General features: G+C 61.2%; 9 protein-coding genes. All 9 read right to left on the bottom strand.

Features of this window, described 5'->3' with window-relative positions; translation table 11 throughout:
• Positions 1–1,017 carry a class I SAM-dependent rRNA methyltransferase gene (locus J3P76_RS21370; protein ID WP_434649997.1) on the bottom strand — a complete coding sequence of 339 codons (1,017 nt, stop codon included), beginning with the start codon at positions 1,015–1,017 and terminating at the stop codon, positions 1–3.
• Between the two features lie 214 nt (positions 1,018–1,231).
• On the bottom strand, positions 1,232–3,169 hold the full coding sequence (gene acs / locus J3P76_RS21365) for an acetate--CoA ligase (protein WP_434609514.1): 1,938 nt from the start codon (positions 3,167–3,169) through the stop codon (positions 1,232–1,234).
• A gap of 191 nt (positions 3,170–3,360) precedes the next feature.
• Complete coding sequence (gene pgi, locus J3P76_RS21360) at positions 3,361–5,025, bottom strand: glucose-6-phosphate isomerase (RefSeq protein ID WP_420767612.1); 1,665 nt, start codon at positions 5,023–5,025, stop codon at positions 3,361–3,363.
• Positions 5,026–5,309: 284 nt separating this feature from the next.
• On the bottom strand, positions 5,310–5,690 hold the full coding sequence (gene panD / locus J3P76_RS21355) for an aspartate 1-decarboxylase (RefSeq protein WP_003228271.1): 381 nt from the start codon (positions 5,688–5,690) through the stop codon (positions 5,310–5,312).
• Positions 5,691–5,904: 214 nt separating this feature from the next.
• Positions 5,905–6,765 (bottom strand): pantoate--beta-alanine ligase, encoded by an 861-nt coding sequence (gene panC, locus J3P76_RS21350; protein ID WP_434562266.1) that lies wholly within the window; start codon positions 6,763–6,765, stop codon positions 5,905–5,907.
• Positions 6,762–7,562, bottom strand: coding sequence for a 3-methyl-2-oxobutanoate hydroxymethyltransferase (gene panB / locus J3P76_RS21345; RefSeq protein WP_420767610.1), 801 nt, complete (start codon positions 7,560–7,562; stop codon positions 6,762–6,764). Before panB ends, panC begins: the two co-directional genes overlap by 4 nt.
• A gap of 327 nt (positions 7,563–7,889) precedes the next feature.
• Positions 7,890–8,375 carry a 2-amino-4-hydroxy-6-hydroxymethyldihydropteridine diphosphokinase gene (gene folK, locus J3P76_RS21340; protein ID WP_420767609.1) on the bottom strand — a complete coding sequence of 162 codons (486 nt, stop codon included), beginning with the start codon at positions 8,373–8,375 and terminating at the stop codon, positions 7,890–7,892.
• A gap of 3 nt (positions 8,376–8,378) precedes the next feature.
• Positions 8,379–9,776, bottom strand: a complete 1,398-nt coding sequence (locus J3P76_RS21335; protein WP_420767608.1) for a polynucleotide adenylyltransferase PcnB — start codon at positions 9,774–9,776, stop codon at positions 8,379–8,381.
• Positions 9,777–10,492: 716 nt separating this feature from the next.
• Complete coding sequence (locus J3P76_RS21330) at positions 10,493–11,926, bottom strand: sigma-54-dependent transcriptional regulator (RefSeq protein ID WP_420767606.1); 1,434 nt, start codon at positions 11,924–11,926, stop codon at positions 10,493–10,495.
• Between the last annotated feature and the right edge of the window lies 1 nt (position 11,927).

Here is an 11,927-nt window from a genome sequence, read left to right as displayed (position 1 = left end):
TCAGAATTGAAGAATCAGCGTTTTGAGCGGTGGCTGCTGGTCCCGCGACGGGAAATCGTCGCCGGGCGCCAGCACGCTCCACTCGCGGACCGGGCGACCAGCCTTTTGCGCACAACGCAGGACTTGTTCACGCCAGTCCTCCATGGGCACTTTCGCCAGGTTGTTGCAGCAGATCAGCACGCCATCGTCGGCGGTAGCGAGCAGCGCCGGCTTGAGCAGGCTCTGGTAGTCGCGCAATAAATCGACGGTGCCGAATGCGCTCTTGGCCCACGCGGGTGGGTCGAGGAGCACCAGATCGTACTGGCGCTGTTCCAGGCGCACGTAACTTGGAAGTTTCTGTCCGCGCCGTTGGCTGACGGGCAGGCCGGCCAGCTGGCGGATTGCTGGAAAATAATCCGATTGTACGAATTCCATCGTCGGCAGCTCGGGATTGAGCAGGCCATTCTCGCGGCCCACCGCCAGATTGCCTTCGGCAAAATCCAGGTTGCAGACCTCCCGCGCCCCGCCGGCCGCCGCGCTGAGCCCTACACCACAGGTGTAGGCAAACAGGTTCAGCACGCTTTTGTTCCGGCTGTGCGCCTTGACCCAGCCGCGGGCGTTGCGCAAGTCGAGAAACAACAACGGATCCTGCCCGGCATGGCGGCCGCGGACGCGGTAGTTCAAACCCCACTCATGCCCGACGAGGTCTTGCAGGGCGGCCTCATCGGCCTGGTAGACGCTGTCCTGACGGTCGATACGCGAATTGCCCCGGGAGCGGTCGTTATAGACCAGCAGGGTGTCGAGGTGCAGGTGTTCATTGACGATGCCGTGCAGCTGCAGCAAGGGTTCCAGTTCCAGCGACTGATGGAAACTCTGCACCAGCAGTTGCGGGCCATAGCGGTCGACGGTGAGGCCCGGCGCGCCTTCCTGGCTGCCGTGGAACAGGCGATAGCAATCGGTGCCTTGCTGGTGCAGTTGGTCGAGCAGGGCCTGGCGCTGGTCGAGGGCGGCGCGCAGCGCCAGATTCAAGGAAGACATGCCGGGCGCGCCTTAGAGAAATGAGGCGCGGGAGTTTAGCAGTTATGGATACTCGGGTATTGTCTGCAGATTTGCGTCAGGCAGCGATTTGTGGCGAGGGAGCTTGCTCCCGCTGGGGTGCGAAGCGCCCCCTTTTTTCAAAGGGGCGATAGCGATTGCGTCTGCTGCGCAGCCGAGCGGGAGCAAGCTCCCTCGTCACGGGGTTTATGTTGCCTCAGCGGTTCAGGCGTTTGTCGATCAAACCCTCCACCACGCTTGGGTCGGCCAGGGTCGAGGTGTCACCCAGGCTGTCGAGCTCGTTGCAGGCGATCTTGCGCAGGATCCTGCGCATGATCTTGCCTGACCGGGTCTTTGGCAGCGCCGGCGCCCACTGGATCAGCTCCGGCTTGGCGAAACTGCCGATTTCCTTGCTGACATGGGCCAGGAGCTCTTGCTTCAACGCGTCGTTGGCCTCGACGCCGTCCATTGGCGTGACAAACGCATAGATGCCCTGGCCCTTGAGGTCGTGGGGATAACCAACGACGGCCGCCTCGGCGATGTTGTCGTGCAACACCAGCGCGCTTTCCACTTCGGCGGTGCCGATGCGGTGGCCCGAGACGTTGATGACGTCGTCGATACGTCCGGTGATCCAGTAGTCGCCGTCTTCGTCGCGGCGGGCGCCGTCGCCGGTGAAGTAATAGCCGGGGTAGGGTTTGAAGTACGTATCGACCATGCGTTGATGGTCACCGTAGACGCTACGAATCTGTGCCGGCCAGCTGGATTTGATCGCCAGCACGCCACTGCCCGGCCCGCTGATCTCCTTGCCGGTCTCATCCAGCAGCACCGGCTGCACGCCGAACATCGGCCGAGTGGCGCAGCCCGGCTTGAGCCTTGGCGCGCTCACCAAGGGGCTGAGCATGATGCCGCCGGTTTCGGTCTGCCACCAGGTATCGACAATCGGGCAGCGCTGCTCGCCGACGACGTTGAAGTACCATTCCCACGCCTCGGGGTTGATTGGCTCACCGACGCTGCCGAGCAAACGCAGGCTCTTGCGAGACGTGTCCTGCAAGGGGGCGGCACCTTCGCGCATCAGGGCGCGCAGGGCGGTCGGCGCGGTGTAGAAGATATTGACCTGGTGTTTGTCGATTACCTGCCAGAACCGCGAACTGCTCGGGTAGCTCGGCACGCCTTCGAAGATCAGCGTGGTGGCGCCGTTGGCCAGCGGGCCGTAGACAATATAGCTGTGGCCGGTGACCCAGCCGACGTCGGCGGTGCACCAGAACACTTCGTTGTCGCGGTAGTCCAGCACGTACTTGAAAGTCATCGCGGCTTGCAGCAGATAGCCGCCGGTGGTGTGCAGCACGCCCTTGGGCTTGCCGGTGCTGCCGGACGTATAGAGGATGAACAGAGGGTCTTCAGCGTCCATCGGCTCGGGCGGGCAATCGTCGCTCACTTCATGAGTGGCCTGGTGATACCAGAGATCACGGCCTTCGACCCAATCCACCTCGCCCTGGGTGCGCTCGACCACCAGCACGGTGCTGACGTTCGGGCAGCTTTGCAGCGCCTTGTCGACATTACGCTTGAGGGGTATGAAGCGCCCACCGCGTACGCCTTCGTCGGCGGTGATGACGGTGCGGCAGTCGGCGTCGAGGATCCGGTCGCGCAGTGAATCCGGCGAGAATCCACCGAACACCACCGAATGCACCGCACCGATGCGGGTGCAGGCGAGCATGGCGTACGCCGCCTCCGGGATCATCGGCATGTAGATACATACCCGGTCGCCTTTCTTCACCCCACGGCTTTTCAACACATTGGCCAGTCGGCAAACGTGGTGATGAAGTTTGCTGTAGGTAATTTGTGCCGATTCGGCAGGGTTGTCGCCTTCCCAGATGATCGCAGTCTGATCGCCTCGGGCTTCCAGGTGACGGTCAATACAGTTGGCGCTGACGTTCAGCTTGGCGCCGGTGAACCAACTGGCTTCGCCACTCCTGAGGTCGTAGCGCTGGACGGTCTGCCATGGCGTCATCCAGTCGAGAAAGCGCGTGGCCTGCTCGGCCCAGAAGGCGCTGGGGTGTTCGATGGATTCCTTGTAGAGCCGCTTGTACTCGTCTTGACTCAGTTGCGCAGCCCGGCGGACGGCATCGGCTTGGGGGTACTGGCTGATATCGAACATGACGGTTCCTTATTCTTGTTTTGCGACAAGATATAAAGATGCGCCCAGTGGCCGTAGGGTTCAAGTCACCCATAAACAACTGTGGGAGCGGGCCTGCTCGCGAATGCGGTGTGTCAGTCAACTTAGGTGTTAACTGATCGACCGCTATCGCGAGCAGGCTCGCTCCCACAAAGGCAATGCAAAACCTGGGATCAGCCGCGATGACGCCCGCGGAAATAATTGATCAGGCCTTGGGTCGAGGCGTCTTCGGCCGCGCTTTCCTCGCTGCCCACCAGACGGTTGTAGACGCCTTTGCCCAGTTCCTTGCCCAACTCCACGCCCCACTGGTCGAAGGCGTTGATGCCCCAGACCACGCTTTGTACGAAGACCTTGTGTTCATACAGCGCGACCAGCGCACCGAGACGGCGCGGGCTGATGCGTTCCACCACCAGGGTGTTGCTCGGACGGTTGCCCGGGATCACCTTGTGGGCGGCCAGTTTCTGTACGTCTGCTTCGCTGACGCCTTTCTCACGTAGCTCGGCCTCGGCTTCGGCGCGGGTCTTGCCGAGCATCAGCGCCTGGCTCTGGGACAAGCAGTTGGCGTACAGCCACTGGTGATGGTCGGAAACCGGGTTGAAGCTGACGATCGGCACGATGAAGTCGGCCGGGATGAATTGGGTGCCCTGGTGCAGCAACTGATGATAAGCGTGCTGGCCGTTGGCGCCGACGCCGCCCCAGATCACCGGGCCAGTGTCGGTGGACACCGGCGTGCCGTCCTGGCGAACGCTCTTGCCGTTGGACTCCATGTCCAGCTGTTGCAAATGCTTGGTGATGTTGCGCAGGTAGTGGTCGTACGGCAGGATCGCGTGGCTCTGCGCACCCCAGAAGTTGCCGTACCACACGCCCAGCAATGCCAACAGCACCGGCATGTTCTGTTCGAACGGCGCACTCTGGAAATGCTGGTCCATGGAATAGGCGCCGGACAGCAATTCCTTGAAGTTCGACATGCCGATGGCCAGGGCGATCGGCAGGCCGATGGCTGACCACAGCGAGTAACGCCCGCCGACCCAATCCCACATCGGGAAGATGTTTTCTTCGCGGATGCCGAAGGCCACGGCGGCGGCGTTGTTGCTCGACACCGCGATGAAGTGGCGATACAGCTCCGCTTCCGAACCGCCTTGGGCCAGGTACCAAGCACGTGCAGCTTGGGCGTTTTTCAGGGTTTCGAGGGTGTTGAAGGATTTCGACGAGACAATGAACAACGTGGTCTCGGCGCGCAGTTTCATCGTCAGCTCGTGGAACTCGCTGCCGTCGATATTCGCCAGGTAATGGCAGCGAACGCCCTTATGTGTGTAGGACAACAACGCTTCGGATACCAGCTGTGGGCCGAGGAAGGAGCCACCGATACCGATGTTCACCACGTCGGTGATCGGCTTCTCGGTGTAACCGCGCCACAGGCCGTCGTGAATGCGGCCCACCAGGTCGGTGATCTGGTTCAGCACTTTGTGTACGTCTGGCATCACGTTGACGCCATTGACCAGCAACTTGTCGCCGACCGGACGACGCAAGGCGGTGTGCAGGGCGGGGCGGTTTTCCGAGGCGTTGACGATTTCTCCTTCGAACAGCGCCTTGATCGCGCCCTGGAGGTCGACTTCGTTCGCCAGGCCCACCAGCAGGTCGCGGGTCTGGGCGTTGATCAGGTTCTTCGAATAGTCGAGAAACAGGCCGCAGCTCGACAGGGTGAATTGGTTGAAACGCTGCGGATCGGCATTGAACGCTTCGCGCATGCTGAAATCCTGCATGGCTTTGCGGTGGTCATTCAGCGCTTGCCAGGCGGGCAGAGCGGTCACGTCTTGAGGAGTTCGGTAATACGCCATCGCTGCGGGTTTCCTTTTTACTTGAACGACCTTTTGTACACGAAAAATTCCGGCGCGGCTCGAAGCGGGCTTCCGGATAACTGCACCGACACGATCACCAGGCGCAGGGCGACTACAGTAAACCTCGCGTTGCGATCTGTCTTGACTTTGTCTGACAGTTTCCCGGTACTTTTTTATACAGCGGGGGATGGAAGGGGCCGACAGACGGAACGCGGTGGATCCTGATGAACCACTGTGGGAGCGAGCTCGCTCCCACACAAGTATGGTGATGCAGAGGGTTTCGGTCAGGCGACCTGAACCGGAATGGCGTTGCTGGTATGGCTCAGTTCGTTGCCCGGTGCCATGTAGAGCATGCGAGGCTTGAAGTTGAGCAGCTCGGCTTCGCTGTAGTGGGCGTAGGCGCAGATGATGACGCGATCGCCCACCTTGGCCTTGTGCGCGGCGGCGCCGTTGACTGAAATCATCCGCGAGCCTTCTTCGCCACGAATCGCGTAGGTGGTGAAGCGCTCGCCGTTATCGACGTTGTAGATCTGGATCTGTTCGTATTCACGGATGCCCGACAGGTCCAGCCATTCACCGTCAATGGCGCAGGAGCCTTCGTAATCGAGCACGGCGTGAGTGACTTCGGCGCGGTGCAACTTGGCCTTGAGCATGATGGCGTGCATGGGTGTTTCCTCTGGTCGGGTCCAAACGGCGGGCAGTTTGCCCGAAGGCTTTGGGAGCGGCAATACGGCTGGAATTTGCAAATGCAGTCTGTTGAATACCACATCCCCCTGTGGGAGCGAGCCTGCTAGAGATAGCGGTGTGCCAGTCAAAGTCGATATCAACTGATCTACCGTTATCGCGAGCAGGCTCGCTCCCACATTCGGACTGAGGTGTTCAGGCGGGCGCGTCGAGATCCAGGTGCAGGTTGTCGATCAACCGTGTGGTGCCCAGGAAAGCAGCGGCCAGGATCACCAGGTCGCGGTCCTCGCTCACGGCCGGACGCAAGGTCTTGGCGTGACGGATTTCCAGATAGTCGGGGCGCAGGCCCGCGGCTTCGAGTTGCTTGAGCTGCTCATCGATCAACGCCGGATAATCCCGTTGCCCCTGCTGGATGGCTTGAGCGATCTGGCTCAGGACGCGATAGACCACGGGCGCGACGGCGCGCTGCTCGGGGCTGAGGAAGCCGTTGCGCGACGACAGCGCCAGGCCGTCCTCGGCGCGGACGGTTGGCTCACCGATAATCTGGATCGGCATGTTCAGGTCATGGACCAATGCGCGGATCACCGCCAATTGCTGGAAATCTTTCTGGCCGAACACTGCCAGGTCCGGCTGGACCATATTGAACAGTTTGCTCACCACGGTCGCCACACCCTCGAAATGCCCCGGACGGCTGGCTCCGCACAATCCTTCGGACAACTGCGGGACGCTGACCCGGGTCTGCCCGGCCATGCCATCGGGATACATTTCCTCGACACCGGGTGCGAACAGCAGATGACAACCGGCCTGAAGCAGTTTTTCCTGGTCAGCGGCGAGGGTGCGGGGATATTTGTCCAGATCCTCGCCAGCGCCAAATTGCAGCGGGTTGACGAAAATACTTGCCACGACGAAATCGGCTCGTTGCGAGGCTTTGGTCACCAGGGCCATGTGGCCGCTGTGCAGGTTGCCCATGGTCGGCACGAAAGCGATGCGCTTGCCCTCGCCGCGGGCGCGGGCCACTGCGGCGCGGAGTTCGCGTACGGTCTTGACGGTGTTCATGCGGAGAATCCGTGCTCAGCGCCGGGAAAGGACGCAGCCTTCACTTCGGCGACATAGGCCTGCAGGGCTGCCTGGATAGAGGGTTGCCCAGCCATGAAGTTTTTCACGAATTTCGGCACGCGACCGGTGATCGACAGCCCGAGCATGTCGTGGAGCACCAGCACCTGGCCGTCGGTGGCGTTGCCGGCGCCGATGCCGATCACCGGGATGCTCACTGCCTGGGTGATTTCCTGGGCCAGTTCGCTGGGCACGCATTCGAGCAACAGCATGGCGGCCCCGGCCTGTTCCAGCGCGATTGCATCGGCACGCATCTGCCGCGCCTGGTTTTCACTGCGACCCTGGACCTTGTAACCCCCCAGGATATTCACCGCCTGGGGGGTGAGGCCCAGGTGTGCGCATACCGGGATACCACGCTCGGCCAGCAAGCGGATCGAATCGGCCAGCCACAACGCGCCTTCGATCTTGACCATGTGCGCGCCGGCCTGCATCAGCAGGGCGCTGTTGGTCATGGTTTGTTCGAGGGTGGCATAGGCCATGAAGGGCAGGTCGGCGAGGATCAGCGCATCGGTGTTACCGCGTTTGACGGCGGCCACATGGTAGGCCATGTCGGCGGTTGTCACCGGCAAGGTGCTGTCATGACCTTGCAGCACCATGCCGAGGGAGTCGCCCACCAGCAACACTTCAACTCCGGCCTCGTTGCAGGCATTGGCGAAGGTGGCGTCATAGCAGGTCAGCATGGTGATCTTCTCACCTTTCTGCTTGAGACCTTGCAGCGTGGTCAGGGTAATAGCTGGCATGAAAAAGTCCTCATTAGGCGCTCCAATACAGGCGCACCTTCTATGCGCGGTGCTTGTAAGGCCTGGATTGCACCCATTAGCGCCGCGTTGGCGGCGACGGGACGCCTATAGTCGTGAGGAGTACCGGGGAAGTCAATTGGATGTGTTACCGCCGGGTGTTACCGGGGTTACTGATGCGTTTCAGCGCAGGAGCGTGTTTCGAATCTGACTGCCGGGTCCCGGATCCTGTGGGAGCGAGCTTGCTCGCGATAGCGCTGTGTCAGTACAGGTGGGGCAACTGATCCACCGGCATCGCGAGCAAGCTCGCTTCCACAGGGGATGTCTTCGTCAGATAAGAGGCAAGCGTTCCAGGCCGACGAATGGGCACGCCGCAAGCAGGTCCTTGAGACGGCGTCCGTCAGCGAGGCGCAGGTCGGCGGGCGCCAACTCTGCCAAGGGATAGAGCACGAAGGCCCGGGCCTGCATATGGTAATGAGGAACCTTGAGACGGGGTTCGTCGATCAGGCGATCGCCGAACAGCAGGATATCCAGGTCCAGCGTCCGCGGGCCCCAGCGCTCCAGGCGTTCACGCCCTTGATCGGTTTCGATGGCTTGCAGCGCATCGAGCAGATCCAGCGGTGCGAGGCTGCTTTCCAGCGCCGCCACGGCGTTGGTGTAGCGTGGCTGGCCAGGAAGCAGCGAGTCGCTTTGATAGAACGCCGAGACGCCTGCCAATCGGGTCTCGGGCAGTCGCGCCAGCGCTTCGACGGCGCTGCGCAGTTGTCCTGCGGGTTCGGCCAGGTTGCTGCCCATGCCGATGTAGATGCGTTCCATCGCTTACTCGCCCGAGGCGCTCGGTACACCCGCGCGCTTGCGCTTGGCACCGCTGCTGCGTCGGCGCTTGCGCGGGCCGCCGGTGCCGTCGTCCTTGCCGCTGAGGTCACGGATCATGTCGCGGCGTTCGCTGTCGTTGGCGTCCTGGTAATCGGTCCACCATTCGCCCAGGCCGTCGGTCTGCTCGCCCGCGCTTTCGCGCAGTAGCAGGAAGTCGTAGCCGGCGCGGAAACGCGGGTTGTCCAGCAGCAGGTCGGCACGTTTGCCGCTGCGGCGGGGGAGGCGTTCCTGCATGTCCCAGATTTCGCGAATCGGCATCGTGAAACGTTTTGGAATGGCGATGCGCTGGCACTGTTCGGCAATCAGCTCGTGGGCGGCTTCCTGCATCGCCGGGATCGGCGGCATGCCGCGCTCTTGCAAGCGCAAGACGCGGGCGGGGAGGGCCGGCCAGAGCAAAGCGGCGAACAGGAACGCCGGAGTTACCGGTTTGTTCTGCTTGATGCGCAGGTCGGTGTTGATCAGCGCTTCGCTGATCAGTGTGTGGGTGTAGGTCGGGTTGTATTCCAGCGCCTCGGCACTGGCTGGGAACAGCGGGTCGAACAATTGCAGGTCGACGAGCATCTCGAAGGTGTCTGCGGCGTTGCCTGAAAGGAACAGCTTGAGCACTTCTTCGAACAGGCGAGCCGAAGGAATTTCCCTGAGCATGGGGGCCAGGTCGCGGATAGGCGCGGCGCTGTGTTTCTCGATACCGAAATCCAGTTTGGCGGCGAAACGCACGGCCCGCAGCATTCGCACCGGGTCTTCCTGGTACCGCTGCCTGGGATCGCCGATCAGGCGGATGAGCCGATTGCGGATGTCGTGTACGCCGTTGGCGTAATCGAGGATGCGTTCGCTGACCGGATCGTAATACAAGGCGTTGATGGTGAAGTCGCGGCGTTGCGCGTCTTCTTCCAGCGTGCCGTAGACGTTGTCGCGCAGGATGCGTCCGCTTTCGTTGCGAGAAGACTGGTTGCTGTCTTCGTCTTCGTCATTCTGCGGATGGTTGGCGCGAAAAGTCGCCACTTCAATGATTTCGCGGCCAAAGTGGATATGCACCAGCTTGAAGCGACGCCCGATGATCCGTGCGTTACGGAACTCGGCCCGTATCTGCTCTGGCGTGGCGCTGGTGGCGACGTCGAAATCCTTGGGGGTGATGTTCAACAGCATGTCACGCACGCACCCGCCGACCAGGTAGGCCTGGTAGCCGGCGTTCTGCAGGCGTTCGACGATGTTCACCGCGTAACGGCTGAATTGGGCCTTTTGCAACGAATGCTGGCCGCTATTGAGCACTTCAGGCGTGCTGCGTATGTGTTGCGTACGACGCAAGGGAGAACGGAATGACTGGAACAGCTTCTTCAGCATGGGATGCACTGTTTGAAGGAATATTCGGCCAAAAACCAAGAATGACCGCATGATGGGCGGGGATTCTAGCATTTAGTCGAGGGATGGTGTAGGACGCAGGCGTTTTGTATTGCAAGCGTTGAGCGACAGGCTTGTAGGATGCGGGAAGGCTGAACGACAGAAACCACAAGGGGAGCCGAAGCTCCCCCAGAATTAGTTGCGTGCTCTTTTTTTATTATTGGTTTCGGGCTTCTTGTTTTTGTTGAGCGCCCATATCACGAGGTCTTCCCTTCGTGACCCTCCCAATCGGGAGCCAAGAGCAAACGGATTGCTTTGGTCGCTGTGTTGCAGTGATCAATCGATCCAACCAGTTCAGGCACCTGTCTTGAGACAGTTTTTATTGTTCTCGGCCTGGTTGTGGGGCAAGCCCCAAATACAACGCCTCTCCAAAAGAATCAGTTAGCTGCGCCTCTCGCCGTCTTGTTTTTATTGTGCGTGAGTCGATTCGTCTTATTTTTATTGTCTTGTGCATTGCTTGTTGTTGTTCTTGTACCAAAGCTATAGCAGGGTGCGTGCCAACTTTTGCAAGGCCCAGGAAAGACGGGGGGTTCTATGCTTATTCCGGTTTGCTCGGGGCAAAAAAAAGCCGGGATTTCGTTACCGTAAACCCCGGCTTTTGTTACGTGAAAAAGCTGAGGTAACAGTTTTTTCACATCCAGCGATGTTACCTGGGCACCTCAGCTTTCGCTGGTGGCCCCGGTCTTGCGCCGTGGAATACCCAGGCGCTGCCGGCGTTCCCACAGGCATTTGCGGCTCACGCCCAGCTTGCGTGCCAGCTCCGTCTCGGTCATGTGGTCCTGGTGCTCGAGGACGAAGTGCTGGAAGTAGTCTTCCAGCGACAGGTCCTCGGTGGGCTCGTGGCTGGTGTTGTTCGCGCCGTTTTGCTGCGGTGCGAGCCCGATGAACTCCTCATCGTCCAGGTCGCCCACCTCGATATCGATGCCCAGCAGGTCGGCGGAAATTTCCGGGCTCTCGCACAGGATCACCGCGCGCTCCACGGCATTCTCCAGTTCGCGTACGTTACCCGGCCAGGCGTAGTGACGAATGGCCTGCTCGGCGTCCGGGGCAAACTTGAGGTCGGTGCGGTTGACACGCGCACTCTGGCGGGCCAGGAAGGCATTGGCGATTTCATTGACGTCCGCGCCACGCTCGCGCAGCGGCGGCAGCTTGAGCGCGATCACGTGCAGGCGGTAATACAAGTCCTCACGGAACTGGCCGATCTTCGCCAGGCTCTTGAGGTCCCGGTGGGTCGCCGCGATCAGGCGCACATCAACTTTCTGCGATTGCACGGAGCCCACCCGGCGGATTTCGCCTTCCTGGAGCACGCGCAGCAACCGCGCCTGGGCTTCCAGAGGAAGTTCGCCAATTTCATCGAGAAACAACGTGCCGCCGTCCGCTGCTTCAACAAGGCCGGCGCGCCCGGCGCTGGCGCCCGTGAATGCGCCTTTTTCGTGGCCGAACAATTCGGACTCGATCAGGCTTTCCGGGATGGCTGCGCAGTTCACCGAGATCATCGGGGCCTTCGCCCGGCGGGACAGGTTGTGCAGCGCCCTGGCCACCAGTTCCTTGCCGGTGCCGGACTCGCCCTGGATCAGCACATTGGAGTCGGTCGGCGCCACTTTACGGATCTTGCCGTAGAGGTCCTGCATCGGAGGGCAAGAGCCGATGATGCCGATTTCGCCGTTGCTGTTGCTTGCGCCCACCTTACCGGACGCCGCGGCCTTACCGTTCGTCGCTTCCGCTGGCTGGCTGCTCGCCGTCTGTCGATCACGCAGGATCCGGGCCACGGCCTGGAGCATCTCGTCGTGGTCGAATGGCTTGGCGATGTAGTCGACCGCGCCCATTTTCATGGAATCGACCGCCGAGCGCAGGCTGGCGTAGCTGGTCATGATCAGTACGGGCGTGCCCTGGCCCAGCTTGATCAGCTCGGTGCCGGGGGCGCCGGGCAGGCGCAGGTCGCTGACGATCAGGTCAAAGGTTGGAATACTGAAGCGTTCTTGTGCTTCCTGCACGGAACCGGCTTCGCTGACCTGGTACTGGTTGCGTTCCAGCAGGCGGCGCAAGGCGGAGCGGATGATTGTTTCGTCTTCGACGATCAAAATGTGCGGCATT

The sequence above is a fragment of the Pseudomonas sp. D1-36 genome (genome assembly GCF_051132205.1).
Lineage (GTDB): Bacteria > Pseudomonadota > Gammaproteobacteria > Pseudomonadales > Pseudomonadaceae > Aquipseudomonas.
Note: the sequence above shows the minus strand (reverse complement) of the source record. Positions and strands in the feature narration are given on the sequence as shown.

What these genes read in the sequence shown, in the direction of transcription:
- J3P76_RS21370 (WP_434649997.1), bottom strand. Translation starts at nt 1,017, where the DNA reads ATGTCTTCCTTGAATCTGGCGCTGCGCGCCGCCCTCGACCAGCGCCAG.
- acs (WP_434609514.1), bottom strand. Translation starts at nt 3,169, where the DNA reads ATGTTCGATATCAGCCAGTACCCCCAAGCCGATGCCGTCCGCCGGGCT.
- pgi (WP_420767612.1), bottom strand. Translation starts at nt 5,025, where the DNA reads ATGGCGTATTACCGAACTCCTCAAGACGTGACCGCTCTGCCCGCCTGG.
- panD (WP_003228271.1), bottom strand. Translation starts at nt 5,690, where the DNA reads ATGCACGCCATCATGCTCAAGGCCAAGTTGCACCGCGCCGAAGTCACT.
- panC (WP_434562266.1), bottom strand. Translation starts at nt 6,765, where the DNA reads ATGAACACCGTCAAGACCGTACGCGAACTCCGCGCCGCAGTGGCCCGC.
- panB (WP_420767610.1), bottom strand. Translation starts at nt 7,562, where the DNA reads ATGCCAGCTATTACCCTGACCACGCTGCAAGGTCTCAAGCAGAAAGGT.
- folK (WP_420767609.1), bottom strand. Translation starts at nt 8,375, where the DNA reads ATGGAACGCATCTACATCGGCATGGGCAGCAACCTGGCCGAACCCGCA.
- J3P76_RS21335 (WP_420767608.1), bottom strand. Translation starts at nt 9,776, where the DNA reads ATGCTGAAGAAGCTGTTCCAGTCATTCCGTTCTCCCTTGCGTCGTACG.
- J3P76_RS21330 (WP_420767606.1), bottom strand. Translation starts at nt 11,926, where the DNA reads ATGCCGCACATTTTGATCGTCGAAGACGAAACAATCATCCGCTCCGCC.